A 26136-nucleotide genomic window follows, 5' to 3' on the forward strand; every position below is an offset into this window, starting at 1 on the left:
GCCTTGCCTCATATCTCCACGAAGACCGCATCCCCTTCGATCCTGATCGGGAAGGTCTGGAGCGGGTCCATGCAGGGCAAGCGGCATGGTTCGCCCGTCCGGATATCGAAAGCGCCGTCATGCCACGAACAGATGACCTTGCCATCCTCGATATAGCCGTCCTCCGACAGGCTGGCTTCGCCATGGGTACAGATGTCGGCAGTGGCGAAAATCTCGTCGCCGATCATGTAGAGGGCGAGCGGGGCATGATCGGCCAGTTCCGCCTTGAAGATTTCCCCATCCTCCAGGTCGGACATCGTGCAGGCCTTCACCAAAGTCATTTGCAACGCCTCTCCAAATTCACTATTCCGCATTATGTGCTAGCGAACTATATGCACGCGGCCAAGATAGTGCAAGACTAATGCAATGGAGAGCGTCCTGATTCAGCATCCGCGCCGATGGGCGGAAACGCAGCCGGATCGGCCAGCGGTGGTCTATCCCTCGTCGGGGGTGACGCTGTCCTATGGCGCACTGGATGCGCGGGCCAATCGTTGCGCACATCTGCTGCGCGCCAGAGGCCTCCAGCGCGGCGACCATTTTGCGTTGTTGGTGGAAAATGTGCCGGTCTTTCACGAGCTGGTCTGGGCCGGCCATAATGCGGGTCTCTATTATACCGCGATCAGCTGGCGCTTTCATGTGGAAGAGATCGCCTTCATCATCGCAAATTGCGGCGCACGGCTGGTCTTCCATACGGAAAAACAGGCCGCATTGGTCGACCAGTTGAAGGCCCGCTTGCCCGACATTTGCTTCATCGACGTAAGCGACGACAGCTATGCGGCGGCTTATCCGGCGACGCCGATCCCTGACGAAAGCCGGGGGTCGGACATGCTCTACAGTTCCGGATCGACCGGTCGGCCCAAGGGGATCAAGCAACATCTGCCCGATAGCGGTATAGATGGCCTGTCGAAAATGTTCGTCATCTATGCCGATCGCTATGGCTGGGGCGAGGACACGGTCTACCTGATGCCCTGTCCGCTCTATCATAGCGGGCCGATGCGCTTTGCTATGGCGATGCAGCAGATCGGCGCGACTTTGATCGTGATGGAAGCGTTCGAAGCGGAAGGCGCGCTGGCACTGGCTGACCGGTATCGCGTGACCCATGCCCATTGGGTGCCGACCATGCTGGTGCGGTTGCTGAAACTGCCGGCGCAGGTGAAGGCGCTCTACGATCTCTCCTCCGTCCGCATCATCGTCCATGGCGCTGCGCCGATCGCGCCCGACGTCAAGCGCGCGGCGATCGACTGGTTCGGCCCGATCCTGGAGGAAAGCTATGGCGGGACGGAGGGGAACGGGCTGACCATGATCGGATCGGCCGACTGGCTGGCCCATCCTGGATCGGTCGGCCGGCCCTTTCTGGGCGCGATCCATATTCTGGACGATGACGGTCGCGACGTTTCGACCGGGCAGGTCGGCACGGTCTGGTTTTCGGGCGGTCCCGGCTTTGCATATCACCAGGACCCGGACCGGACTGCCGACGCCCATGATGCGAGCGGGCGCAGCACGTTGGGCGATATCGGCTATGTCGATGCGGAAGGCTATCTCTACCTGACCGACCGGCGCAGCAACATGGCGATATCGGGCGGGGTGAACATCTTCCCGCAGGAGGCGGAGAACCGCCTGATCTCCCACCCGGCTGTGGCGGACGCCAGCGTCTTTGCCGTGCCGGACGAGGATATGGGCGAACTGCTGCATGCGGTGGTCCAGCCGCTTGACCCGACGGCTGACACGGACGCGCTGGCGAGTGAATTGTCCGGCTGGTGCCGCGCGGCCCTCGCCACCATCAAATGCCCGCGCAGCTGGGAGTTTCGTGACCAGTTGCCGCGCCACGACACCGGAAAAATCTATGCGCGCCATCTGAAGGACGAATGGCTGGTGCGCCATCGCAAGACAGGAGCATGATATGGCAGGCGTGTGGTTCGACGAATTGACGGTAGGGCAGCGGTTCGAACATCCGATCCGCCGTACGGTGACAGAGACGGACAATGTCCTCTTCACCGCGATGACGCATAATCCTGCACTGCTGCATCTGGACGAGGAATATATGAAGGGCACCGAATTTGGCGCCCGCATCGTCAATTCGGCTTTCACGCTGGGCCTGATGGTGGGCATTTCGGTGGGCGACACGACGCTGGGCACAGCTGTCGCCAATCTGGGCTGGGACGAGGTGCGCTTTCCCAAGCCGCTTTTCCATGGCGACACCATTCATGTCGTGAGCGAAGTGATCGACCTGCGCGATTCCAAATCGCGGCCGGAAGCCGGCATCGTCACTTTCCTGCATCAGGCGTTCAACCAGCATGGCGACCTTGTCGCCTCCTGCAAGCGGTCTGGCCTGCAACGGCGGAAGTCGGCGGCATGAGTGACACCCTGCCGCTGCGGTCCTGGCTGTTCATTCCGGGGGATAGCGAGAAGAAGATGGCGAAGGTCGCAGGCTGCGGCGCCGATGCCGTCATCCTCGATCTGGAAGATGCGGTGAGCCCGGACAACAAGCCGCTCGCCCGTCGCCTGATCCCGGATTTTCTGCGCGCGACGCCGCGTGAAGCCCGGACGTCGCAATATTGGGTGCGGGTCAATCCGTTCGATACCGGGCTGACGCTGGATGATCTGGCCGCGATCATGCCCGGTGCGCCGGACGGCATCATGCAGCCCAAGACCAACGACCCGGAAGATGTACGGCGCCTGTCCCATTATCTCGACGCGCTGGAGGCGGCGCACGGGATCGCGCGGGGATCGGTGAAGATCCTGCCCGTCGCCACCGAAACCGCGATCGCGCCCTTCACCCTGGGCCAGTTCGCCAGCGCCGGGCTGGAACGGCTCGCCGGCCTGACATGGGGGGCGGAGGATCTGTCGGCCGCTTTGGGCGCCAGCACCAATGTCGACGCCAGCGGGCAATGGGCCTTCACCTATCAGATGACGCGTTCGCTCTGCCTGCTCGCGGCGCATGCGTCAGGGGTGCAGGCGATCGACACGCTCTATGTCGATTTCCGCGATGAGGAGGGGTTGCGCGCAACCAGCCGCGCTGCGCGGGCCGAGGGCTTTACCGGCCGCATCGCCATCCACCCTGCGCAGGTGGCAGGGATCAATGACAGTTTCATGCCCTCGGCTGAAGAGGTCGCGCATGCCCGCCGGGTGATCGACGCCTTCGCGGCCAGCCCCGGCGCGGGCACGGTCGGGCTGGATGGCAAGATGATCGACATTCCGCACCAGAAACAGGCGGGACGGGTGCTCGCGCAGGCGGCGGCGTTCAGCGCGCGCGCCTGATCGTCATGCGCCGGCGCTGTCCTGCCTGAAGCGGGCAACCTGTCGCAGCACATCGTCGGCATGTTCGCGGCGACAGATCAGCAGGTCGGGCAGATACACATCCGCCTGATTATAGACGAGCGGCGATCCGTCGATACGCGAGCAATGCAGACCATGGGCGCGCGCGACCGCGACCGGGGCCATGCTGTCCCATTCATATTGGCCGCCGCTATGCAGATAGATGTCGGCCTGTCCCAGGATGATCGCCATCGCCTTTGCGCCGGCGGACCCCATCGGCACCAGTTCCGCGTCGATCGCCTCCGCAACCGCCAGCGCTTCGGCCGCGGGGCGGGTGCGGCTGACGACCATGCGCAGCTTTTCCGGCGCGGGCGGGACGGTGCGGACATGATCGGTGCGCAGCACTATGCCACCGTCCATGCCCGGCAGCGCGACCGCGCCGATGCTGGGGATACCGTCGATGGCAAGCCCCACATGGACCGCCCAGTCGGTCCGCTCCTCGCCATATTCGCGGGTGCCGTCCACCGGATCGACGATCCAGACGCGGCTCTTGGTGAGCCGCTCCGCATTGTCCTTTTCCTCTTCCGACAACAGCCCGTCGTCGGGCCGCTGTTCGCGCAGGGCGTGGCAGAGGAACTGGTTGGCGGTCTGGTCGCCCGCCTTGCCCAGCGCCTTGGGGCTGAACAGGGCGGAGGCGCGGACGTCGAGCAGCAGGCGCCCCGCTATTTCGGCCAGATGGGCGGCCAGCGTGGCGTCGGACAATGGTTCGCTCATGGAATCAGCCTGGCGACGATCGCATCGGCGGCTTCCTCCGCCGTCATCACTGCCGTGTCGATCCGGATTTCGGGATCTTCGGGCGCTTCATAGGGACTGTCGATGCCGGTGAAGTTCTTGAGTTGCCCCGACCGCGCCTTCTTGTAGAGGCCCTTGACGTCGCGCGCTTCGGCATCGGCCAGCGTCGTGTCGATATGTACCTCGATAAACTCGCCGGGCTGCATCATGGAGCGCACCATATCGCGTTCGGCGCGGAAGGGGGAGATGAAGGCGGTGATGACGATCAGGCCCGCGTCGGTCATCAGCTTCGCCACTTCGCCAACGCGGCGGATATTTTCCACCCGATCAGCGTCGGTAAAGCCCAGATCCTTGTTCAGGCCATGGCGCACATTGTCGCCGTCCAGCAGGAAGGTGTGGCGGTTCATCCGCGCCAGCTTCTTTTCCACCAGATTGGCGATGGTGGACTTGCCTGCACCTGACAACCCTGTGAACCACAGCACGGCCGGCTTCTGGTTCTTCAGGCCGGCATGGAAATCGCGACTGATGTCTGTCGCCTGCCAATGGACATTCTGCGCGCGGCGCAGGCTGAAGTGGAGCATGCCCGCCGCCACCGTCGCATTGGTCAGCTTGTCGATCAGGATGAAGCCGCCCAGCGTTCGATTGGCGGCATAGGGTTCGAACACGATCTGCTTGTCGGTCGACAGGTTGGCGACGCCAATGGCGTTCAACTCTAGCGTCTTGGCCGCCAGATGCTCCATCGTGTTGACGTTGACCTGATATTTGGGCTGCTGGATCGTCGCCGTCACCATCTGGGTGCCGATCTTGAGCCAGTAGGAGCGGCCGGGCAGCATTTCCTCGTCCGCCATCCACACGATCGTCGCCTCGAACTGGTCGGCGGCCTGTGGCGGGCTGTCGGACGCCGCGATCACATCTCCGCGCGAGCAGTCAACCTCATCGGCGAAGCAGAGCGTGACCGACTGGCCGGCAACGGCTGCATCCAGATCGCCGTCCAGTGTGACGATGCGCGTGATCGTGCTGGTCTTGCCCGACGGCAGGACGCGGATGGCATCGCCCGGCTTGACGCTGCCCGTCGCGATCTGGCCGGAGAAACCTCGGAAGTCGAGATTGGGGCGGTTGACCCATTGCACCGCCATTCGGAACGGCTTGTCGGCATCGGCTGCGCTGTTGACCTCGACCGTTTCCAGATGTTCGATCAGTGCCGGCCCCTTATACCAGGGCGTGTTCGCGCTGGGACCGGTGATATTGTCGCCCTTGAAGCCGGAAATTGGCATGGGGGTAAACGCTGTGATGCCGATCGAGCGAGCGAAGGCGGCGTAATCGGCCACGATTTTGTCGAACACCGCCTGATCATAACCGACCAGATCCATCTTGTTCACCGCCAGCACGATGTTGCGGATACCGATCAGGTGGGCGAGGTAGCTGTGCCGACGGGTCTGGGTCAGGATGCCCTTGCGCGCGTCGATCAGGATGACGGCGAGGTCGGCGGTCGAGGCGCCGGTCACCATGTTGCGGGTATATTGTTCGTGGCCGGGCGTGTCGGCGACGATGAACTTGCGCTTTTCGGTCGCGAAGAAACGATAGGCGACGTCGATGGTGATGCCCTGTTCGCGCTCGGCGGCAAGTCCGTCGACGAGGAGGGCGAAGTCGATCTCCTGCCCCTGCGTACCGACCTTCTTGCTGTCCGCTTCCAGCGCTGCCAGTTGATCCTCGAAAATCATCTTGCTGTCATAGAGCAGGCGACCGATCAGCGTGGACTTGCCATCGTCCACCGACCCGCAGGTGATGAAACGCAGCATCGTCTTATGCTCATGCACCTTGAGATACTGGTCGATGTCCTGCGCGATGAGGGCGTCGGTCTTGTAGATGGGGTCGGCGATGATGTCGGTCATAATGAGAAAATCCCGTTCGGGCTGAGCTTGTCAAAGCCCTCTACTGAGCGAAGCGAAGTACCTTCCTGCGGTCGGCAGAGCCCTTCGACAGGCTCAGGGCGAACGGAGGGAGAGTGCGGGTTTAGAAGTAGCCCTCTTGCTTCTTCTTCTCCATGCCGGCGCCGCCTGCATCCTTGTCGATGGCGCGGCCCTGACGCTCGGAAGTGGTGGTCAGCAGCGTCTCCTGAATCACCTCCGGCAGCGTCTTGGCCGTGCTCTCGACCGCACCGGTCAGCGGATAGCAGCCCAATGTGCGGAAGCGGATCGAACGCATCACCGGCTCTTCGCCCGGTTGCAGCGGGAAGCGATCGTCATCGACCATCAGCAACATGCCGTCGCGCTCCACCGTCGGGCGCTCATCCGCGAAATAGAGCGGCACGATCGGCACATCGTTCAGGTGGATATATTGCCAGATATCCAGCTCGGTCCAGTTGCTGATCGGGAAGACGCGAATGCTCTCGCCCTTGTTCTTGCGTGCATTGTAGAGGTTCCACAGTTCGGGTCGCTGGTTCTTGGGATCCCAGCCGTGCGACGCAGTGCGGAAGGAGAAGATGCGCTCCTTCGCCCGGCTCTTTTCCTCGTCACGCCGCGCGCCACCAAAGGCCGCGTCGAAACCGTGGAGGTTGAGCGCCTGCTTCAGCCCTTCCGTCTTCCACATGTCGGTGTGGAGCGGGCCGTGGTCGAACGGATTGATGCCGCGCTCGGCTGCTTCCGGATTCTGGTAAACCAGCAACTCCATGCCGCTTTCCTGCGCCATCCGGTCACGCAGCTTGTACATCTCCTGGAACTTCCAGGTCGTGTCGACATGCAGAAGCGGGAAGGGCGGGGGCGAGGGGTAGAAGGCCTTACGCGCCAGATGCAGCATCACGGCGCTATCCTTGCCTACCGAATAGAGCATCACCGGCTTTTCCGCCTCGGCTACCACTTCGCGCAGGATGTGGATGCTTTCGGCTTCCAGCCGCTCCAAATGGGTCAGGGTCTTCGCGTCCACTATCATTCCTCGCAATCTTCTTGCGTGCCCCATTGCCACCGGGCAACAATCATTGGACCTCCCATATGGGAGGCTGTAGGCTTCTGTCCATGCGATTGGACGATTCCGGCCTGCTGGCCAGCCTGTATGACGGCCTGTTCCAGCAACCGCTGTGGCATGATTTTCTGGAACGACTGCGGGGGCGTTTACAGGCGCCTTATGCCGGTCTGGCATTTTATCCACCCCATGAAAGCGGGCTGGTGGCGTTGCATGCCGGAACCGTAAAATCTTTGAATCTAGGCAATATTTTCATCGAAGATCATTTCGATCCTGCCGCATCGCGCCGGTCGATGCGGGAAGGGCGGGTCTATGCTCTTGGCGAGTTGATCGAACCAGATGACGCTGCGCTTACCATGTGGCGTGACGAAGAACTTCTACCGGTCGGCATAGAAGATTTGCGGGCGGTTCGGGTCACAGAAGAGAGCGGCGTGAACGCATGGCTCTGTTGCGGAGGGCGTTATCTGTCGGTATCCGCCACATCCTTGCTCAGCATGCTGGCGCCCCATTTGCGGATCGCGATGCGCAGCTTCGTGGCGCTGGAGCGGGAAAGGCTGCGGTCCAGCCTGGCATCCGAAGCCTTTGGGCGCCTCAATTTCGGCTGGCTGACGTTGGACGCACAATGCCGCATCCTGGACATGACGGCGCATGTCGACCAGCTATTCCAGCGCAACGGCCTGTTGCGGCGCGGACGTTATGACCGGCTGACACCGGCATTGCCGGAACTGGATCGGGAACTGACGGCGCTGGTCAAAAGATTCGCGCAGGATGCCGATGCGCGGCCGCGTGCTATCAACCTCAGCCGCGATCCACGGATGGACATGCTGGTGGCGCCGTTCCGAGGCGGATCGGTCGCAGCGGGCAATGCGCCGGTGGCGATCGTCTATCTGAGCGGCGACCGTTCATCTCAGGCGGACCGGTGCGAACAACTGGTCGAATTGTTCGGCCTTTTGCCGAGCGAGGCGCGGCTGGCCTGGGAAATCGCCCAGGGCATCCCGATCGCGGAGGCCGCCGCCAACCTCAATCTGACGGTCGAGACGGCGCGCAACTATTCCAAGAAAATCTACGCCAAGATGGGCGCGCGGGGTCAGGCGGAACTGGTACGGATCATCCTGAGCAGCGTGCTGGCGATCGCCTGAGCGGGCGTTCCATGCGACAGCGAGTTGGACAGGTGTTTGCGATGGTGGGATATGGAGATATTTAACATAATCCTTATTATCGAACTTTTATACCCGAAAAACCAGACCCAGCCAATCGGCCAGACGATGCAATTCCCTGTCCAGCGCGTCCCGCGTGTCGGGCGGTGCGTCGGGTTCCAGATGGCGGGATTGCACCAGCAGGCGCCCGGCCTTGCGATCCGCCTTGAGATCGACCCGTGCGACGATGCGGTCGCCGAGCAGGAATGGCAGGTCGTAATAGCCATGGGTGCGCCGGTCGGCTGGCGTGTAGATGCCGATGCGATAATGGAAATCGAACAGCCGCAGCGTGCGCGACCGTTCCCAGATCAGCGGGTCGAAGGGCGACAGCAGCGCTTCTGCATGAATGCGCCGGGGCGTGACGGCGTCGCGGTGCAGATAGGCGGCCTGGGCCTGCCCTTCGATCCGGGCGGGGATCAGGACCGCTTGCTCCCGCAATGAGTCGATGGCGGCACGCGCATCGTCCGGTTGCAGCCGGAAATAGTCGCGCAGTTCGGCTGCCGTCGCGATCCCCAGAGCCTTGGCCGACCGCTCGATCAGCGCTGTCCGGGCATCATGCGGCGACGGCGTCGGTTGCGCCAGAATGGCCGGGGGAATGACTCGTTCGGGCAAGTCATAGAGCCGTTCGAAGCCGCCACGCCGGGTCGCCGTGGTGACATGGCCAGCCCAGAACAGCCATTCCAGCATCTGCTTGGCCGTCCCCCACTCCCACCAGCCGCTGCGGCCGCGCCCGCCTTCGAAATCGGCGGCGGCGCGCGGGCCTTCGGCACGGATGCGATCGAGCAGGGCCATGGCGTCTGCCCGGCGCTCGCCCGCAAAAACCCGCAGCCCTTTCCATCCCGCCTCCCCCCGGTCGGCGCGGTCCATGCGCCAGCGCAGCAGCGGATGCAGGTCGAGCGGAAGCAGCGAGGCTTCATGCGCCCAATATTCGAACAGACGCCGGTCGCGCGGACGGCCCCAGGCTGCACTGTCGAGCCAGTCGCGATCATAACCGCCCAGCCGTGAAAAGGCCGGCATATAATGGGCGCGAGCGAGGATGTTGACGCTGTCGATCTGGTGCAGGCCGAGCCGGTCGGTGACCTTGCGCAGATTCAATTTGGACGGAGTTGCCGGACGGGCACGGCCAAAACCCTGGGCAGCGAGCGCGATCCGGCGCGCGTCGGTTATGGAGAGGCTAACGGTCAAACTCTGCGCCTATCCACCCGTACTACGCCGGATCACCAGCCGCGCCGGCAATGTGCCCGGCGGTAGCGGCTGATCCTCCACCTGCGCAACCAGCGTGTCGACCAGCAACTGCCCTGCCCCCTTCATGTCCTGCATGATGGTGGTCAGGGGCGGCGTGGTCAGGCTGGCGGCAGGGATGTCATCGAAGCCGACGATGGCGACATTGCCCGGCACAGTAAGGCCAGCCTCCGCCAGCGCACGCATTGCGCCGATAGCTATCAGGTCACTGGCGGCGAAGATCGCGTCGAAGGATACGCCCCGCCCGATCAGCGTTCGGGCGGCGGCATGGCCGGCATCCTCTGCCGTCAGCGCATCGACCTGCAACGCCGGATCAGGGGCAATGCCCTGCCCCGCCATCGCATCGCACAGGCCGGCATAGCGATCGGCAAACTCAGGATAATGTTCGTCGGCCTGCCCCAGAAAAGCGATGCGGCGGCGGCCGAGGCCCAGCAGATGATCGCCCGCGAGCCGCCCTGCCCCCACATTGTCCGACCCCACCGTCGGACCGATCGTGTCCGCGCCCACCGACCCCCAGCGCACGAAATGGGTGCCATGATCGACCAGTTCGGTCAGTCGTCGCTGATAAAGCGTATAGTCGCCATAGCCGAGAAGAATGAGGCCGTCTGCGCGATGGCTGTCCTGATAACGGACATGCCAGTCATCCTCCATCTTCTGGAAGGAAATGAGCAGGTCCAGTCCACGGGCGCCGCATTGCCGGGTAATCGCCCCCAGCATGGCGAGGAAGAAGGGGTTGATATTCGATTCGTCCGGCGTCGGATCTTCGAAGAACAGCAGGGCGATGGTGTTGGAGCGTTGCGACCGGAGCGAAGACGCGTTCTTGTCCACCGAATAATTGAGGTCGCGGGCGATCGCCTCGATCCGTTCGCGGGTGGCGCGGCTGACCGATCGCGACCCCCGCAGCGCGCGGCTGACCGTGGGCTGCGACACGCCGGCCAGATAGGCAATGTCGAAGCTGGTCGGCTTGTTGCCGGGCGGACGCCCCATCTTCCCTCTCCCGGCGCGAAGGACCGATGCGCCACAGCCATGGTAGATGGCCTATGAAAACAAGGCAATTGCGCGCTTTCCAACAGGCGGCAGCGTGACAATCCGGTCACAGCCGATTGCGTCGCATATTATGCGCATACGTATGCCTGCTGGCGGGGGAGATCGGACGCGGCCTATGCAGGGTGAACCCGCAGGAACATGGCACTGTAAAGCCATGCCGGCGGCGAGGGTTTCCAGCACCGGCGATCAGGGTCTGTCCGGTGTCTTTGGGGGAGAGGATAAAGTGGCTCAACATCATAACCGCGTCCATTTGCTGGGCGCTTCGCTTCTGGCCATCATGGCTGCGGCCAGCCCCGTGTTCGCTCAGGAGGCTCCGCAAGCCGCCCCGCAAGCTGATGCCGCGCCGCAGGACGGCGGCAGCGACACGATCATCGTCACCGGCTTCCGCGCCGCGCTGCAAAGCGCCGTCAATGTGAAGAAAAATGCCGCGCAGATCGTGGAGTCGGTGTCGGCCGAGGATATCGGCAAGCTGCCCGACGCATCGATCGGCGAGTCCATCGCCCGCCTGCCCGGCCTGACGTCGCAGCGCCTGTTCGGCCGCGCCAATTCGATCGCGATCCGCGGCGCCAGCGCCGACCTCTCCTCCACCACGCTCAACGGCCGGCCGCAGACGTCGACGGGTGAGCAGCGCAATGTCGAGTTCGACCAATATCCCTCCGAAGTCGTCAGCCGCGTCGATGTGTTCAAATCGCCGCAGGCCAACCTCATCAATCAGGGTCTGGCCGGCACGGTGGACATCCGCACCATCCGTCCGCTCGACTATGGCAAGGAGCTGTTCTCGGTCGGTGCGCGCGGCGTCTATACCGACCTTGGCAAGGTGAATGCCGACAGCAAGGACAAGGGCTATCGCCTGACCGGCACCTATGTCGGCCAGTTTGCCGGCGACCGCATCGGCGTGTCGCTGTCCGCTGCCTATAATGACGAACCCTATCAGTCGAAGGAGTTCGAGGCCTGGGGCTATGCCGACGGGCCGAATGGCGACAAGGTGATCGGCGGTATCAAGCCGTTCGGCGTGTCCACCCAGTTGAAGCGCCTTGGCATCCAGGGCGCGGTGCAGGTGCAGGCGACCGACACGCTGCTGCTGACTTTCGACGGCTTCTATGGCGACTTCAAGGAAAAGCAGATCAAGCGCGGCGTCGAATTTCCGCTCTATTGGAGCGGCGCGACATTGGTGCCGGCCAGCATCGGCACGGACGGCGACTTCATCAACAAGGGTACGTTCACCGGGGTCGAGGCCGTGGTCAACAACCATGGCTATGAGCGCAAGTCGAAGATTTTCTCGGGCGGGTTCAACGCCAAATATACCGGCGACGATGGCTGGTCGGCCAGTTTCGACTTCGGCTATTCGCGCACCGACCGCAACGAGCTGTCGCTGGAATCCAATGCCGGCACCGGCTACGGCCCCGGCAATGGTGCAACCGACACGCTGGATTTCGTCAGCGACGGCAAGGGCACGCATTTCACCAGCCACCAACTGGACTATAGCGATCCCAATCTGATGGTGCTGACCGACCCGCTCGGCTGGGGCGGCGGTGCGCCGCTCGGCCATCAGGAAGGCTATTATAACAACCGCATCATCGACGATGAGATCAAAAGCTATCAGGTCGAATTCGGCAAGGAGATCGAGGGCAGCTTCCTGTCGAAGATCACGGCCGGTCTTGGCTATGTCGATCGCACCAAGTCGAAGACGCCGGAAGAATATGTGCTCAATCTGGCGAACGGCGCGACGTCGCTGGTGCTGCCGGAACAATATCGTCTGGCCGCCACCGACCTCAGCTTCATCGGCGTTGGCCCGATCCTGTCCTATGATCCGTTCAAACTGCTGGCCGACGGCGTCTATATCAAGACGCTGAACCCCAGCAAGGATGTGCCGGCCAAGGCCTATTCGGTGACGGAGCGGGTGATGTCGGCCTATCTGATGGCCAATATCAAGTCCGACATGGGATCGGCCGAACTGAGCGGCAATTTCGGCGTGCTGGCGCAAAATACCGAACAGAAGTCGCGTGGCTTCGTCAATCTGGCGGCGGCCGATCTGGTGCCGACGACGCGGGGCGACACTTATTGGGATATCCTGCCCAGCATGAACCTGTCGCTGCGCTTCCCCAGCGATTTCGTGGTCCGTCTGGCAGCGGCGCGCGAAATCCAGCGGCCCCGGTTCGAGGATATGAAGGTCAGCCTGGACTATGGCTATAATACGGCCAGCGGCGTCATCACCGGCACCGGCGGCAATCCCACGCTGCGCCCCTATCGTGCCTGGGCGGCGGACCTGAATTTCGAGAAATATTTCGGGACGAAGGGCTATGTCGGCCTGCAATTCTTCGCCAAGAAGCTGCAAAGCTATGTCTATCGCGAGACGGCGGCGTTCGATTATACCGGCCTGCCGGTGGTTCTGCCGCCGGGCGTCACCGATCCGGAAGGCACGCTGACCCGTCCGGTCAATGGCAAGGGCGGCAAGCTCTATGGCTTTGAACTGGCCGGCACGGTGCCGTTCGACATCATCACGCCGGCGCTGGACGGTTTCGGCCTGACCGGCGGCATGGGCTATACCAAGACCAGCATCAAGCCGGGCGTGGGCGCTGCATCGGAAGACCTGCCCGACTATTCGCGCTGGGTCGCCAACGGCACGCTCTTCTTCGAGAAATGGGGCTTCAATGCGCGCGGTTCGGTCCGCTATCGCTCTTCCTTCGTTGGCCAGTTTGTCGGCTTTGGCGGTGAGCGCGAGTTACGCCGGGCACTGGCGGAAACCATCGTCGATGCGCAGGTCGGCTATGATTTCCAGAAGGGCAGCGCGCTCGATGGCCTGTCTGTCTTCGTGCAGGGCCAGAATCTGACCGACGAACCCTTCGTGTCGGTGGACACCGGCGCGTCGATCCAGATCCGCAACTATCAAAGCTATGGCCGCCGCTTCATGGCGGGCTTCAACTACCGCTTCTGATGTGTAGACTGGCCCGGCGGCCAGTGTGTCGCCGGGCCTTCACTGGTTCATGATATAGGGGTGCCCTGATGGGACGAACGGCCACGAACTTCCTCGTGACGGCCGCCGGGATGGCTGCGGCCCTGATCGGGATGGGACAAGCGCAGGCGGATACGCTGAGCGACCTGCGTGCCCGCACGCCGGAGCAGGAGATCGTCTATTTCGTCCTGCCCGACCGCTTCGCCAATGGCGACCCGAAAAATGATCGGGGCGGCCTGAAGGGCGGTCCGCTCCAGACCGGATACGACCCGACCTCCCGCGCTTTCTATCATGGCGGCGACCTCAAGGGACTGACCGCGAAGCTGGACTATATTCAGGGGCTGGGTGCGACCGCCATCTGGCTGGCGCCGGTGTTCAGGAACAAGCCGGTGCAGGGCGCCAAGGGGCAGGAAAGCGCGGGCTATCACGGCTATTGGGTGACGGACTTCACCACCGTCGATCCGCATTTCGGCACGGACGCGGACTTCAAGGCGCTGGTGGATGCGGCGCACCAGCGCGGCATGAAAGTCTATATGGACATCATCGCCAACCATACCGCCGATGTGATCCAATATCGGGAAAGCCCCACGAGCGCGGCGCCCTATCGCAGCAAGGCCGATTATCCCTGGTCGCGCCGGGGTGGCGCATCGGGCCAGCCGATCAATGACGGTTTCGCCGGCGACCATGACGGCAGCGCCGCCAACTGGGCGAAGCTGACCGACCCGGCCTTTGCCTATACGCCCGTCGTGCCGAAGGGAGAGGAAAAGGTCAAAGTCCCAGCCTGGCTCAACGATCCCGTCTATTATCATAATCGCGGCGATACCGACTGGAAGGGGGAGAGCGCGCAATATGGCGACTTCGTCGGCCTCGACGATCTCGCCACCGAAGACCCGCGCGTGGTCGCCGGCTTCATAGACATCTATAAGGGCTGGATCGACCGGTTCGGCATCGATGGCTATCGCATCGACACCGCCAAACATGTGAACGCCGAATTCTGGCGCGCCTTCATCCCCGCCATCCGCGCCCATGCGGCGGCGAAGGGGATTGCGAATTTCCATATCTTCGGCGAAGTCGCGACCGACGCCTATGATCCGGCGCTGCTGGCAAGCTGGACGCGCAATGCCGCCTTCCCCGCCGTGCTCGACTTTGCCTTCATGCGGGCGGCGGTCGATGCGGCCAGCGGCAAGAGCGGCACCGACATGCTCGCGCGGCTGGGCGAGGATGATGCACTTTATGAAGGCGGCAAGGCAGCGGCGCTGCAACTGCCGACCTTTCTTGGCAATCATGATGCCGGCCGCTTCGCTTATTTCCTGCGGCAGGCCAAGCCCGGCCTGAGCGCCGACGAAGAACTCGCCCGCGATATTCTCGGCCATGCGATGCTGCTGACTTTGCGCGGCGTGCCGACGCTCTATTATGGCGACGAGCAGGGCTTTGCCGGCACCGGCAATGACCAGCAGGCGCGGCAGGACATGTTTGCGTCAAAAGTAGCCGAGTATAATGCAGACCGGCTGGTCGGTACGAGCGCAACCACGGCGACCGACAATTTCAATCCCGACCACCCGCTCTATCGCGTGATCGCCACGCTGGCGAAAATTCGCCGCGACACGCCCGCTTTGTCGCGCGGCGCGACAATCCTGCGCGCCAGTTCAGACAAGCCCGGCCTCTTCGCGGTCTCCCGCATCGATCCCGATACGGACAGCGAGGTGCTGGTCGCCTTCAACACATCGGCCGCTCCGCTGTCGGGCCATGTCGCGGTCGATCCAGCCAGCGGCGGCTTCACGTCGCTGGCCGGCACCTGCCCGGCAGCGCCAGTCGCGCCGGGCAGCCTTGCCCTCTCCCTCCCCGCCTTCGGCTATGCCGTCTGCGCCGCCAAACCCTGAAAACGGAAACGCCTTCATGACGCTTGCGACGACATCGACCGATCAGCTCTGGTGGAAGGGCGCGGTAATCTACCAAATCTATCCGCGCAGTTTTCAGGATAGCAATGGCGACGGCATCGGCGACCTGAACGGCATCACCCAGCGGCTGGACCATGTCGCCCGGCTCGGTGCGGACGCGATCTGGATTTCGCCTTTCTTCACCTCACCGATGCGCGATTTCGGTTATGACATCGCCGATTATTGCGATGTCGACCCGATCTTCGGCACGCTTGCCGATTTCGACGCGCTGGTCGCGCGCGCGCATGAACTCGGCCTCAAAGTCACGATCGATCAGGTCTACGCCCACACGTCCGACCTGCACGACTGGTTCGCGCAAAGCCGCGCCAGCCGCACCGGCGACAAGGCCGACTGGTTCGTCTGGGTCGACCCGAACGAAGACGGCACCCCGCCCAACAACTGGCAGTCGGTTTTCGGCGGCCCGGCCTGGACCTGGGACGGGCGGCGCGGCCAATATTATATGCACCAGTTTCTGAGCAGCCAGCCGCAGCTCAACGTCCATAACCCGGCAGTGCAGGATGCACTGCTCGCCGCCATGCGATTCTGGCTGGATCGCGGCGTTGACGGCTTCCGCCTTGATGCGCTCAACCACTCGATGCACGATCCGCTGCTGCGCGATAATCCGCCCGCGCCCGGCACCGGCAAGCCGCGCACCCGCTCCTTCGACTATCAGGTCAAGAAGTACAGCCAGTCGCACCCCGGAGTGGTCGACTTCATCAAGCGTATCCGCACGCTGTGCGACGAATATGGCGCAATCTTCACCGTGGCCGAAGTTGGCGGCGACCTCTCCGAAAAGGAGATGAAGGCTTATACGGCGGGCGAAAGCCACCTCAACAGCGCCTATGGCTTCAATTTCCTCTACGCTGACAAGCTGACGCCCGCGCTGGTCGCCGAAACGGTCGAGCGCTGGCCCGACGAGCCGGGGCTTGGCTGGCCAAGCTGGGCGTTCGAAAATCATGACGCCCCGCGCGCGCTGTCGCGCTGGTGTGCGCCAGACGACCGCCCCGCTTTTGGGCGGCTGAAGGCGATGCTGCTGGTCGCGCTGCGGGGCAACGCCATCCTCTATCAGGGCGAGGAACTGGGCATCACCCAGGTCGATATCCCCTATGAGCGGTTGCAAGACCCCGAAGCCATCGCCAACTGGCCGCTCACCCTGTCGCGCGACGGCGCGCGCACGCCCCTGCCCTGGGCGGTCGACGCGGCACAGGCGGGTTTCAGCACCGCCGAACCCTGGCTGCCGGTCGGCGATGAGAATGTCGCCCGCGCCGTGGATGCGCAGGAGGCTGACCCCGCCTCGCTGCTCAACCATACCCGCGCCATGCTCGCCCTGCGCAAGGCACATCCGGCGCTGCGCCATGGCAGTCTGGAGATATTGATCGTCGACGACCAGCGCCTGCTTTTCCGCCGTGAAGCCGATGGCCAATCGCTGCTGTGCTTGTTCAACCTGTCGGGCGAACCGGCTACATGGCCCGAAGAGATTCCGCCGACCAACAAGCTGCTCAGCGCCGTCAATGGTGCCGCGCCGGGTAGCCTGCCGCCTTTCGGCGCGTTGGTGATTGAGGAATAGGGACAGGAATACGGCCTTGCAGGCCGGTTTCCCCCGGTCCGGACTGCACGCCGGGCCGGGGGTTCTCTATCATCTGGGCGCCATGCGGATCGCGCCGTCGAGGCGGATGACGTCGCCATTCAGCATCGGATTGCGAACGATGCTTTCCACCAATTGTGCATATTCGGCGGGTTTGCCGAGGCGGCTGGGATGCGGCACCTGCGCGCCCAATGCGTCCTGCACATTTTGCGGAAATGCCTCCAGCATCGGCGTCAGGAAAATGCCGGGCGCGATCGTCATGACGCGGATCTTGTGCTGGGCCAGATCGCGGGCGATCGGCAGGGTCATGCCGACGACGCCGCCCTTGGATGCGCTATAGGCCGCCTGCCCGATCTGCCCGTCATAGGCCGCAACCGAAGCGGTGTTGACGATCACGCCGCGTTCGCCATCCACCTCATCCGCCGCCGCGAGCCGCGCGGAGAATTTGGAAATGACGTTGAAACTGCCGATCAGGTTGACCGTCACCGTCTTGGCGAAGGTGTCGAGCGGGTGCGGCACATTTTCCTTGCCCACCGTCTTTACCGCCGGCGCGATGCCCGCGCAGTTGACGAGGATGCGGGCGACGCCATGTTCCGCCTCCGCAGCGTCCAGCCCCGCCGTAACGCTGGCATCGTCAGCCACGTTGACGGCGACATAGACGCCGCCCAGCGCTTTCGCCGTCGCCTGTCCAGCCTCCTCATTCAGGTCGAAGATCGCGACTTTAGCGCCCTGCGCCGCCAGCATCGTGGCGGTCGCCTTGCCCAGCCCCGATGCGCCGCCAGTGACGATCGCCGCTACGCCTTTGATGTCCATATATCCCTCTCCGTTCAGATCAGTTCAACAGCCATGGCCGTGGCTTCGCCGCCGCCGATGCAGAGGCTCGCGACGCCGCGCTTCAGACCGCGCGTTTCCAGCGCGGCGATCAGCGTCGCCAATATCCGCGCGCCCGATGCGCCGATCGGATGGCCCAGCGCAGTCGCGCCGCCATTGACGTTGATCCGGTCGTCCGGAATGCCCAGTTCCTTGGCGGCGATCATGGCGACCACGGCAAAGGCCTCGTTCACCTCGAACAGGTCGACATCGGCGACCGACCAGCCGGCCTTGTCCAGCACCTTGCGCATGGCGGGGACTGGCGCCGTGGTGAACTTGGACGGCTCATGCGCATGGGCCGCGGTCGCGACGACCTTCGCCACCGTCTTGAGGCCGAGCTTTTCCGCCACGCTGGCGCGGGTCATGACCAAAGCCGCCGCACCGTCCGAAATGGACGAGGCATTGGCGGCGGTGATGGTGCCATCCTTGACGAAGGCGGGTTTCAGCGAGGGTATCTTGTCAGGCTTGGCCTTGCCCGGCTGCTCGTCGGTATCGACGACTGTGTCGCCGCCCCGGTCCTTAACTGTCACCGGCGTGATTTCGCGGGCGAAGGCGCCGCTGCCGATCGCCGCATTGGCGCGTTCCAGCGAGCGGATGGCATAGGCATCCTGATCCTCGCGCGTGAACTGATAGTCGCGCACCGCTTCTTCGGCAAAGACGCCCATTGCCTTGCCGGGTTCATAGGCGTCTTCAAGGCCGTCCATCATCATCGTGTCGATGATACGGTCATGGCCGATGCGCGCGCCGGATCGATGCTTGGGCAGCGCATAGGGCGCGTTGGTCATGCTTTCCATGCCGCCGGCAATCACGATATCGGCCGCGCCGGACGTGAGTGCCTCATGCGCCATGATCGCGGCCTGCATGCCGGAGCCGCACATCTTGTTGACGGTTGTGGCTTCCGTATTGAGGCCAAGGCCGGCGGCCAAGGCCGCCTGCCGGGCGGGGGCCTGACCAAGGCCAGCGGGCAGGACGCAACCCATATAGATGCGGTCGATGGAGTCGCCCGGCGCACCTGCGCGATCGACGGCGGCCTTCACGGCGGCTGCACCCAGTTCGGTGGCCTTGAGCGGCGACAAGATACCCTGGAACGCGCCCATCGGCGTGCGGGCATAGCTGGCGATGACGACCGGATCGTCCTGCATAATCTCTCTCCTGAAAAAGCGGAATTAAAGGCTGCGCGCGATCACCATGCGCTGAATGTCGGACGTGCCTTCGTAAATCTGGCAGACGCGCACGTCGCGGTAGATTTTGGCCACGCCATATTCCTCCAGATAGCCATAGCCGCCCAGCGTCTGCATCGCGCCGGACACGATCGCCTCGGCCGCTTCGGACGCGAACAGCTTGGCCATGGAGGCCTCGGACAGGCAGGGCAGGCCCGCATCCTTGGTCCGTGCGGCATGCAGGACGAGTTGCCGCGCCGCCTCCAGCCGGGTGGCGAGGTCAGCGAGGCGGAAGCCCACCGCCTGATGGTCGATGATCGCCTTGCCGAAGCTCTTGCGATCCTTGGCATAGGCGACAGCGATCTCCAGCGCGGCCTGCGCCATGCCGACGCATTGGGCGGCGATGCCGATGCGGCCGGTTCCGAGGTTCGCCAGCGCGATGCGATAGCCCTGCCCCGGCTGGCCGATCAGCAGTTCATCCTCCACGAACATGTCGTCGAACCGCAATGCGCAGGTATCGGAGGCACCCTGCCCCATCTTATGCTCGACCTTGTCGACTCCATAGCCGGGCCGGTCGGTCGGCACGATGAAGGCGGACAACCCCTTCTTGCCGGCCTCTGGGTCGGTGACGGCGATGATCATCACCAGCCCGGCGATCTTGCCCGACGTAATGAACTGCTTGGCGCCCGTGATACGCCAGCCGCCGTCGACCTTCACCGCGCGGGTGCGCACGGCCGAGGCGTCAGACCCGGCATCCGCTTCGGTCAGGGCGAAGGCGCCGATGGTCCGCCCGCCGATCAGGTCCGGCAGGAAGCGCGTCTTCTGCGCGTCGCTGCCATCTTTGAGCAGGCCGGAGACGAGGATGCTGTTCTGGATCGAGACGATGGTGGAGAGCGCACCGTCTGCCGCCGCGATCTCCATCAGTGCCAAAGCATAGGAAACTGCATCCGCCTCCGCACCGCCAAAGGCTTCGGGCGCGGTCATGCCCCACAGGCCAAGGCCGGCCATCTCCTCGAACAAGGCGGGCGGATAGCCACCCTCCGATTCGAAGCGAGCACTATGCGGGCGGATGGTTTCCTGCGCGAAATCACGCACCGTGTCGCGGATGGCGGCCTGAATCTCCGTCAGCATATACTCTCTCGTATTTTATCTACTGGTGAGTATATTGATTGTCCCAGCGTTTCTTGTCAATGCTTGGAACGCCCAAGGAGCCGCTATTGTCCAAGTCCGTCGCCATCACGCCTGCCCTGCCCCTTACCTCGCCCTTTCGCAGCAAGTCGGAGAGGGAGCAGGATCGGGCGGACAAGCGGGAGGCCGTGTTGCTGGCGGCGGTGCGCATGTTCAACGCGCGCGGCTATCATGCCGCTTCGCTGGACGATGTCGCCGCGAGCCTCGGCATCAGCAAGCCGACCATCTACCATTATCTGGGCAACAAGGAGCAGGTGCTGGTCGAATGCGTCAACCGCGGCCTGTCCATGCTGCGCGAAGCGGCGGACGCGGCCATGAGCGCGCCGGGCAGCGGCCATGACCGGCTGCGGGCCTTCCTGTTGCGCTATGCCTGCGTCAACATGGACGATTTCGGCCGCTGCGTGATCCGCACCAATGAGGAGGTGTTGTCGATGGACAGCGCCATCCGTTTCCGCGCCCGCAAGCGGGAAATTGACGCGGCGGTGCGGGAGATGATCACGGAGGGGATCGCCGATGGCTCCATTGCACCGGTCGACGTGCGCTTCGCTTCCTTCGCGCTGGCCGGCGCATTGAACTGGCCGGCACGCTGGCACGACCCGGCGGGGCCATTAAGCCCGCAACAGGTGGCCGAAAAGCTGGTCGACATCGCCTTGGGTGGCCTCATCCCGCACAACTGAAGGCCGGCGTTCCTTTCGCAACTGGAACGTTCCGGTGCCTTCTGCATTGAATGTCCCGTGATGACGGGGACCATTTCGCCATGGGAATTTTCGCAGCCTGCCACCACGCAGCAGGAGCCGTCATTGCCGCGCCTTAGACCGATATTATCGATCAGACAAAACAAGATTCCCGGTTTGGATCGGGCGGTCCGCACTTCTACAAAAATGCCGCAGGGAAATGACAGGAGAAACCGTTATGGATGCCAAGACCTCTGACCCGCTGGGTTGTCCGATGAAGGATCCGGCCGCGCGGCGCACATTGCTGGGCCGGACCAATCGCGACTGGTGGCCCAATCAACTGTCGCTGGATATTCTTCAGCAGAACGGCCTGTCGGGCAATCCGCTGGACAAGGATTTCGATTATGCCGCCGCGTTCAAGTCGATCGACTATGATGCGCTGAAGGCGGACCTGACCGCGCTGATGACCGACAGCCAGCCCTGGTGGCCGGCGGATTATGGCCATTATGGCCCCTTCTTCATCCGCATGGCCTGGCACTCGGCCGGCACCTATCGCACCGGCGACGGGCGCGGCGGTGCGTCGTCGGGGTCGCAGCGCTTCGCGCCGCTCAACAGCTGGCCGGACAATGGCAATCTGGACAAGGCGCGTCGGCTGCTGTGGCCGATCAAGCAGAAATATGGCCAGAAGCTGAGCTGGGCCGACCTGATGATCCTGGCCGGCAATGTCGCGATCGAGTCGATGGGTGGTCCCGTTTTCGGCTTTGGCGGCGGGCGCGTCGACGTCTTCGAGCCAGAGAAGGACATTTACTGGGGTACGGAAGAAAATTGGGTCGGTGACGAGGCCAATGAAACCCGTATCCAGCCGGAAAAGGACATGGCGCTGGAAAGCCCGCTGGCTGCGATCCAGATGGGGCTGATCTACGTCAATCCCGAGGGCCCCGGCGGCAATCCTGACGCGCTTCAGTCGGGCCGCGACATTCGCGAAACCTTCGCCCGCATGGGCATGAATGACGAGGAGACGGCCGCCCTGACGGCGGGCGGCCATACGTTCGGCAAGGCGCATGGCGCGGGCGACGCATCGCTGGTCGGCGCGGAGCCGGAAGGCGCGGACATCGCGCAGCAGGGGCTGGGCTGGCAGAGCGGTCATGAGAGCGGCATGGGCGACCATACCATCACCAGCGGGATCGAAGGCGCCTGGACGCCGACGCCGATCACATGGGACATGACCTATTTCGACATGCTGCTGGACCATGAATATGAGCTGGTGCGCAGCCCGGCGGGCGCCAAGCAATGGCAGCCGGTCGGCAATCCGGAAGAGACGCTGGCGCCCAAGGCGCATACGCCCGGCGTCAAGGTGCCCACGATGATGACCACCGCCGACATGGCGATGAAGGTGGACCCGGCCTATCGCGCGGTGATGGAGAAGTTCCGGGCCGACCCGGCCTATTTCGCCGATGCCTTCGCCCGCGCCTGGTTCAAGCTGTGTCATCGCGACATGGGGCCGAAGGTCCGTTATCTTGGCCCCGAAGTCCCGGCCGAAGACCTGATCTGGCAGGATCCGATCCCTGTCGCGACGGGGCCGACGTTGAGCGAAGCGGACGTCGCCGCGCTCAAGCAGAAGATTGCCGGGTCGGGCCTGTCGGTCGCCGATCTGGTCAAGACCGCCTGGGCCTCCGCCGTCACCTATCGCGGGTCGGATCATCGCGGCGGTGCCAATGGTGGTCGCCTGCGTCTGGCCCCGCAAAAGGACTGGGACGTCAACGAGCCAGCCGAACTGGCGCGGGTGCTGACGGTCTATGAAGGCCTTGCCAGCGACAGCGACGCGTCGGTTGCCGATATGATCGTGCTGGGCGGCAGCGTCGGCATCGAGCAGGCGGCGAAGGCGGCCGGCTATGATGTGACTGTGCCGTTCACGCCGGGCCGCACCGATGCTTCGCAGGATCAGACGGATGCCGACGGCTTCGATGTGCTGGAGCCCAAGGCCGATGGCTTCCGCAACTATCTCCAGACGCGCTACAATGTGCCGACCGAGGAATTGCTGGTCGATCGGGCGCAACTGCTGGGCCTGTCCGCGCCGGAAATGACGGTGCTGGTGGGCGGCTTACGCGTGCTGGGCGCCAATCATGGCGGGTCGCAGCATGGCGTGCTGACCGATCGGGTCGGGCAGTTGACGAACGACTATTTCGTCAACCTGCTCGACATGGGCACGGCCTGGAAACAGGTGAACGACAAGAGCGACGAGACATTCGTAGGCACCGACCGGGCCAGCAACGAGCAAAGATGGACGGCGACCCGCACCGACCTGGCCTTCGGGTCCAATTCTCAACTGCGCGCTTTGTCGGAAGTCTATGCCTCTTCGGATGCGAATGAGAAGTTCGTTCGCGACTTCGTGGCGGCCTGGACCAAGGTGATGAATGCCGACCGGTTCGACCTGACGGCATAAAGAGACAGCGCGTTGGACAGCTGGCGGCGATCTTTCCGACCGTCGCCAGCTTTTCAATAATATAGAACGAACGAGCCGATTTTATATCTATGCGCTGAACGATGAAGTTGGACTAGACCTTGATCAGCCCGGACGATCCGGCCGATACCCAGCAAGGAGCCTTCCCATGAGCCAGTTCATCACCACCAAAGACGGCGTCGACATCTTCTTCAAGGATTGGGGCAGCAAGGATGCCCAGCCGATCATGTTCCACCATGGCTGGCCGCTCTCGTCGGACGACTGGGATGCGCAGATGCTGTTCTTCCTGTCGAAGGGCTATCGCGTCATCGCCCATGACCGGCGTGGCCATGGCCGGTCGGCCCAGGTCGATTTCGGTCATGACATGGCCCATTATGCCGCCGACGCTGCTGCGGTCGCCGAGCATCTGGACCTGAAGAACGCCATCCATATCGGCCATTCGACCGGCGGCGGTGAAGTGGCCGCCTATGTCGCCCGTCATGGCCTGCCGCAGGGCCGCGTCGCCAAGGCCGTGCTGGTGAGCGCGGTGCCGCCGATCATGCTGAAGACGGACCGCTATCCGGGCGGCCTGCCGATGGATGTGTTCGACGGGTTGCGCGCTGGCCTGGCCGCCAATCGCGCGCAATTCTTCCGCGATGTCGCGAGCGGCCCCTTCTACGGTTTCAACCGGGATGGTGCTGATGTGAAGCCCGCCGTCATCGACAATTGGGTGCGGCAGGGTCTGAACGGCAGCGCACTGGCCCATTATGAAGGGATCAAGGCCTTTTCCGAAACCGACCAGACCGACGATCTGAAGGCGATCACCGTGCCGACGCTGGTGCTGCATGGCGATGACGATCAGGTGGTGCCGTACAAGAATGCCGGCGTGTTGCAGGCGGAATTGCTGCCCGACGCCACGCTGAAAATCTACGAAGGCTATTCGCATGGCATGCTGACGGTGAATGCCGATGTGCTGAACGCCGATATCCTGGCCTTCATTCAGGGTTGAAAGTAAAATGGGCCGGACGGCGGGGTGACGGATCAGACGTCGCTCATGCCGTCCGGCTCTATGTCCTCGCGGCCCAGCCCGACAAACTGGTCGAGCAGCCAGCTGGCGGCCGGTCCCGGCGGGGTATCGCGGCGCCAGATGCCGGAAAAGCGATAGGTACCGCCGCTATGGTCGGGCATCACCAGCCGCACCAGCGTGCCCGCGACCAGATCCCCCTCGATCATCGGCAGCGGCATGTTGCCCCAGCCAATGCCTTCGCGCAGCAGCGCATGTTTCGCGCCCAGATCGGCCAGACGCCAGGTCTTGGGGCTGCTGACGGAAAAATCCTGCCCCTCCGTAAAGCGCGACCGGTCGGTCAGCACCAATTGCGTATAGTTGCGCCCTGCCCCCGGCGCGATCGCCTCCATGCGGCCAAGCGGATGGTCGGGCGCGGCAACCGGCACCATCGGCACCAGCCCGGCGCTCATGCTTTCGATCCCCTCGACACCGGCGGATAGCGGCCCGGAAATGCCGATCACGGCCGCCCGATCCAGCACCATCGCGGTGATGGCGCCCAATGCTTCGGCATGGAGGCGCAGCTGCACGGTGGGGAATGCCTGCGAAAAGGCGCGCAGCACCTTGCCCAGCCGGTCGGACGGCAGCATGACGTCGACCGCCAGATCGACCTCCGCCTCCAGCCCGTCGAGCAACCCCTTCACCTTCGCCCGCAATCCGTCCAGGCCATGGGATATGCTGCGCGCCTCCGCCAGCAGGGCGCGGCCGGCGACGGTCAGCACGGGCTTGCGCGTCCCTTCCCGGTCGAACAGGGACAGGCCCAGCTGCGCTTCCAGATTTGAAATGCCATAGCTGATGACCGACACGGCGCGGTTCAGCTTGCGCCCGGCGGCGGCGAAACTGCCCGTGTCCACGATCGCCAGAAAGATACGCAGCTGGTCGAATGTCGGCGTGCCGGGATTATTCACTATTCCATTTCCTCGAACATAAGGATCGGTTTTATCCATCTGAACAGGAAAGATGGCAAGGGGTAAAGACGTCTTCAACAGGGCGACGCCATCCCGGCGACCTCCGCCCGATCAGGAGATAAGACGATGATCGAACTGCGCCCCTTCGACAGCCTTGGCGGTGACAATCATGGCTGGCTCGACGCCAAGCATCATTTTTCCTTCGCCGGCTATCATGATCCCGCCCGCATGCACTGGGGCAATCTGCGCGTCTGGAACGACGACACGATCGCGCCGCATACCGGCTTCCCGCCGCACCCGCATCGCGACATGGAAATCATCACCTATGTCCGCGAAGGCGCGATCACCCATGAAGACAGCCTGGGCAACAAGGGCCGGACCGAAGCGGGCGACGTGCAGGTGATGAGCGCAGGCACGGGCGTGCGCCATTCGGAATATAATCACGAAGATGTGACGACGAAGATCTTCCAGATCTGGATCATCCCCACCCGTCAGGGCGAAGCGCCCAGCTGGGGCGCCCGCCCCTTCCCCAAGGGCGAACGGTCGGGGCATTTCGTGACGCTGGCGTCGGGTTATGAGAATGACAATGACGCGCTGACCATCCGCACCGATGCGCGGATCGTGGCGGCGACGCTGAAGGCCGGGGAAAGCGCCGACTATCCGATCGGCGCCGATCGCAAGGCCTATCTGGTCCCCGCCACCGGCGCGATCCAGATCGACGATGTTCGCGCCAACGCTCGCGACGGCGTGGCTATCCGCGACGTCGAGGTCATCCGCGTGACCGCGATCGAGGATAGCGAGATCGTGCTGGTCGACGCCGCCTGATCTA

General features: G+C 63.5%; 21 protein-coding genes. 11 read left to right on the forward strand and 10 right to left on the reverse strand.

Annotated elements, in window-relative coordinates; genetic code table 11:
* Positions 1-8: 8 nt before the first annotated feature.
* Positions 9-320: a non-heme iron oxygenase ferredoxin subunit gene (locus tag RQH62_RS06985; RefSeq protein WP_082462936.1), complete on the reverse strand. Its 312-nt coding sequence runs from the start codon at positions 318-320 to the stop codon at positions 9-11.
* 85 nt (positions 321-405) lie between these two features.
* Here RQH62_RS06985 and RQH62_RS06990 point away from each other — a divergent pair, with 85 nt between their 5' ends.
* The 3 genes from RQH62_RS06990 to RQH62_RS07000 are packed head-to-tail and all read left to right on the forward strand — an operon-like array spanning position 406 to position 3297.
* Entirely contained in the window at positions 406-1938 is a 1533-nt protein-coding gene (locus RQH62_RS06990; RefSeq protein ID WP_311268029.1) for an AMP-binding protein, read from the forward strand.
* A 1-nt stretch (position 1939) separates the two neighbouring features.
* Entirely contained in the window at positions 1940-2395 is a 456-nt protein-coding gene (locus tag RQH62_RS06995) for a MaoC family dehydratase (RefSeq protein WP_311268030.1), read from the forward strand.
* Positions 2392-3297 (forward strand): CoA ester lyase, encoded by a 906-nt coding sequence (locus tag RQH62_RS07000; protein ID WP_311268031.1) that lies wholly within the window; start codon positions 2392-2394, stop codon positions 3295-3297. The genes RQH62_RS06995 and RQH62_RS07000 overlap by 4 nt, the downstream gene beginning before the upstream one ends.
* 3 nt (positions 3298-3300) lie before the next feature.
* Here RQH62_RS07000 and RQH62_RS07005 read toward each other — a convergent pair whose 3' ends face one another.
* The 3 genes from RQH62_RS07005 to cysD form a co-directional block, all read right to left on the reverse strand.
* Entirely contained in the window at positions 3301-4068 is a 768-nt protein-coding gene (locus RQH62_RS07005; protein WP_311268032.1) for a 3'(2'),5'-bisphosphate nucleotidase CysQ, read from the reverse strand.
* Positions 4065-5978: a sulfate adenylyltransferase subunit CysN gene (gene cysN / locus RQH62_RS07010; RefSeq protein WP_311268033.1), complete on the reverse strand. Its 1914-nt coding sequence runs from the start codon at positions 5976-5978 to the stop codon at positions 4065-4067. Before cysN ends, RQH62_RS07005 begins: the two co-directional genes overlap by 4 nt.
* A 121-nt stretch (positions 5979-6099) precedes the next feature.
* Positions 6100-7014, reverse strand: a complete 915-nt coding sequence (cysD, locus tag RQH62_RS07015; RefSeq protein ID WP_311268034.1) for a sulfate adenylyltransferase subunit CysD — start codon at positions 7012-7014, stop codon at positions 6100-6102.
* Positions 7015-7097: 83 nt separating this feature from the next.
* Here cysD and RQH62_RS07020 point away from each other — a divergent pair, with 83 nt between their 5' ends.
* On the forward strand, positions 7098-8183 hold the full coding sequence (locus tag RQH62_RS07020) for a helix-turn-helix transcriptional regulator (protein ID WP_311268035.1): 1086 nt from the start codon (positions 7098-7100) through the stop codon (positions 8181-8183).
* Positions 8184-8270: 87 nt separating this feature from the next.
* On the opposite strand, the gene RQH62_RS07025 is transcribed toward RQH62_RS07020, so the two are convergent.
* Both RQH62_RS07025 and RQH62_RS07030 read right to left on the reverse strand, forming a co-directional pair.
* Positions 8271-9425, reverse strand: coding sequence for a DNA glycosylase AlkZ-like family protein (locus RQH62_RS07025; protein ID WP_311268036.1), 1155 nt, complete (start codon positions 9423-9425; stop codon positions 8271-8273).
* Between the two features lie 9 nt (positions 9426-9434).
* Positions 9435-10469: a LacI family DNA-binding transcriptional regulator gene (locus RQH62_RS07030; RefSeq protein WP_311268037.1), complete on the reverse strand. Its 1035-nt coding sequence runs from the start codon at positions 10467-10469 to the stop codon at positions 9435-9437.
* A 337-nt stretch (positions 10470-10806) separates the two neighbouring features.
* Here RQH62_RS07030 and RQH62_RS07035 point away from each other — a divergent pair, with 337 nt between their 5' ends.
* The 3 genes from RQH62_RS07035 (at position 10807) to RQH62_RS07045 (ending at position 16986) form a co-directional block, all read left to right on the forward strand.
* A complete protein-coding gene (locus tag RQH62_RS07035; protein WP_405053524.1) occupies positions 10807-13464 on the forward strand; it encodes a TonB-dependent receptor in 2658 nt (885 codons plus the stop codon).
* A 68-nt stretch (positions 13465-13532) separates the two neighbouring features.
* Complete coding sequence (locus RQH62_RS07040) at positions 13533-15362, forward strand: alpha-amylase family glycosyl hydrolase (protein WP_405053517.1); 1830 nt, start codon at positions 13533-13535, stop codon at positions 15360-15362.
* 16 nt (positions 15363-15378) lie between these two features.
* A complete protein-coding gene (locus RQH62_RS07045; protein WP_311268039.1) occupies positions 15379-16986 on the forward strand; it encodes an alpha-amylase family glycosyl hydrolase in 1608 nt (535 codons plus the stop codon).
* Positions 16987-17055: 69 nt separating this feature from the next.
* Here the strand turns inward: RQH62_RS07045 and RQH62_RS07050 are convergent, their stop codons facing one another.
* Genes RQH62_RS07050 through RQH62_RS07060 form a run of 3 tightly spaced genes read right to left on the reverse strand, consistent with a single transcriptional unit; the run spans position 17056 to position 20165 of the window.
* Positions 17056-17817, reverse strand: a complete 762-nt coding sequence (locus tag RQH62_RS07050) for an SDR family NAD(P)-dependent oxidoreductase (RefSeq protein ID WP_311268040.1) — start codon at positions 17815-17817, stop codon at positions 17056-17058.
* A gap of 14 nt (positions 17818-17831) precedes the next feature.
* Entirely contained in the window at positions 17832-19016 is a 1185-nt protein-coding gene (locus RQH62_RS07055) for an acetyl-CoA C-acyltransferase (protein WP_311268041.1), read from the reverse strand.
* 24 nt (positions 19017-19040) lie between these two features.
* Positions 19041-20165, reverse strand: coding sequence for an acyl-CoA dehydrogenase family protein (locus RQH62_RS07060; protein ID WP_311268042.1), 1125 nt, complete (start codon positions 20163-20165; stop codon positions 19041-19043).
* Positions 20166-20251: 86 nt separating this feature from the next.
* Between RQH62_RS07060 and RQH62_RS07065 the strand changes: the two genes are divergently transcribed.
* From RQH62_RS07065 to RQH62_RS07075, 3 genes are all read left to right on the forward strand, one after another.
* Positions 20252-20899 carry a TetR/AcrR family transcriptional regulator gene (locus tag RQH62_RS07065; RefSeq protein WP_311268043.1) on the forward strand — a complete coding sequence of 216 codons (648 nt, stop codon included), beginning with the start codon at positions 20252-20254 and terminating at the stop codon, positions 20897-20899.
* Positions 20900-21134: 235 nt separating this feature from the next.
* Positions 21135-23339 (forward strand): catalase/peroxidase HPI, encoded by a 2205-nt coding sequence (katG, locus tag RQH62_RS07070; protein ID WP_311268044.1) that lies wholly within the window; start codon positions 21135-21137, stop codon positions 23337-23339.
* A gap of 166 nt (positions 23340-23505) precedes the next feature.
* Positions 23506-24345 carry an alpha/beta hydrolase gene (locus RQH62_RS07075; protein WP_311268045.1) on the forward strand — a complete coding sequence of 280 codons (840 nt, stop codon included), beginning with the start codon at positions 23506-23508 and terminating at the stop codon, positions 24343-24345.
* A 32-nt stretch (positions 24346-24377) separates the two neighbouring features.
* On the opposite strand, the gene RQH62_RS07080 is transcribed toward RQH62_RS07075, so the two are convergent.
* Positions 24378-25307, reverse strand: coding sequence for a LysR family transcriptional regulator (locus RQH62_RS07080; RefSeq protein WP_311268046.1), 930 nt, complete (start codon positions 25305-25307; stop codon positions 24378-24380).
* A gap of 126 nt (positions 25308-25433) precedes the next feature.
* Here RQH62_RS07080 and RQH62_RS07085 point away from each other — a divergent pair, with 126 nt between their 5' ends.
* Positions 25434-26132 (forward strand): pirin family protein, encoded by a 699-nt coding sequence (locus RQH62_RS07085; protein WP_311268047.1) that lies wholly within the window; start codon positions 25434-25436, stop codon positions 26130-26132.
* Positions 26133-26136 lie beyond the last annotated feature (4 nt).

It is taken from the genome of Sphingobium sp. WCS2017Hpa-17 (genome assembly GCF_031843765.1).
Taxonomy (GTDB): Bacteria; Pseudomonadota; Alphaproteobacteria; order Sphingomonadales; family Sphingomonadaceae; genus Sphingobium.

What these genes read in the sequence shown, in the direction of transcription:
- cysN (WP_311268033.1), bottom strand. Translation starts at nt 5,978, where the DNA reads ATGACCGACATCATCGCCGACCCCATCTACAAGACCGACGCCCTCATC.
- RQH62_RS06995 (WP_311268030.1), top strand. Translation starts at nt 1,940, where the DNA reads ATGGCAGGCGTGTGGTTCGACGAATTGACGGTAGGGCAGCGGTTCGAA.
- RQH62_RS07035 (WP_405053524.1), top strand. Translation starts at nt 10,807, where the DNA reads ATGGCTGCGGCCAGCCCCGTGTTCGCTCAGGAGGCTCCGCAAGCCGCC.
- RQH62_RS07060 (WP_311268042.1), bottom strand. Translation starts at nt 20,165, where the DNA reads ATGCTGACGGAGATTCAGGCCGCCATCCGCGACACGGTGCGTGATTTC.
- katG (WP_311268044.1), top strand. Translation starts at nt 21,135, where the DNA reads ATGGATGCCAAGACCTCTGACCCGCTGGGTTGTCCGATGAAGGATCCG.
- cysD (WP_311268034.1), bottom strand. Translation starts at nt 7,014, where the DNA reads ATGATAGTGGACGCGAAGACCCTGACCCATTTGGAGCGGCTGGAAGCC.
- RQH62_RS07075 (WP_311268045.1), top strand. Translation starts at nt 23,506, where the DNA reads ATGAGCCAGTTCATCACCACCAAAGACGGCGTCGACATCTTCTTCAAG.
- RQH62_RS07050 (WP_311268040.1), bottom strand. Translation starts at nt 17,817, where the DNA reads ATGGACATCAAAGGCGTAGCGGCGATCGTCACTGGCGGCGCATCGGGG.
- RQH62_RS07085 (WP_311268047.1), top strand. Translation starts at nt 25,434, where the DNA reads ATGATCGAACTGCGCCCCTTCGACAGCCTTGGCGGTGACAATCATGGC.
- RQH62_RS07055 (WP_311268041.1), bottom strand. Translation starts at nt 19,016, where the DNA reads ATGCAGGACGATCCGGTCGTCATCGCCAGCTATGCCCGCACGCCGATG.
- RQH62_RS06985 (WP_082462936.1), bottom strand. Translation starts at nt 320, where the DNA reads ATGACTTTGGTGAAGGCCTGCACGATGTCCGACCTGGAGGATGGGGAA.
- RQH62_RS07030 (WP_311268037.1), bottom strand. Translation starts at nt 10,469, where the DNA reads ATGGGGCGTCCGCCCGGCAACAAGCCGACCAGCTTCGACATTGCCTAT.
- RQH62_RS06990 (WP_311268029.1), top strand. Translation starts at nt 406, where the DNA reads ATGGAGAGCGTCCTGATTCAGCATCCGCGCCGATGGGCGGAAACGCAG.
- RQH62_RS07040 (WP_405053517.1), top strand. Translation starts at nt 13,533, where the DNA reads ATGGGACGAACGGCCACGAACTTCCTCGTGACGGCCGCCGGGATGGCT.
- RQH62_RS07000 (WP_311268031.1), top strand. Translation starts at nt 2,392, where the DNA reads ATGAGTGACACCCTGCCGCTGCGGTCCTGGCTGTTCATTCCGGGGGAT.
- RQH62_RS07020 (WP_311268035.1), top strand. Translation starts at nt 7,098, where the DNA reads ATGCGATTGGACGATTCCGGCCTGCTGGCCAGCCTGTATGACGGCCTG.
- RQH62_RS07045 (WP_311268039.1), top strand. Translation starts at nt 15,379, where the DNA reads ATGACGCTTGCGACGACATCGACCGATCAGCTCTGGTGGAAGGGCGCG.
- RQH62_RS07005 (WP_311268032.1), bottom strand. Translation starts at nt 4,068, where the DNA reads ATGAGCGAACCATTGTCCGACGCCACGCTGGCCGCCCATCTGGCCGAA.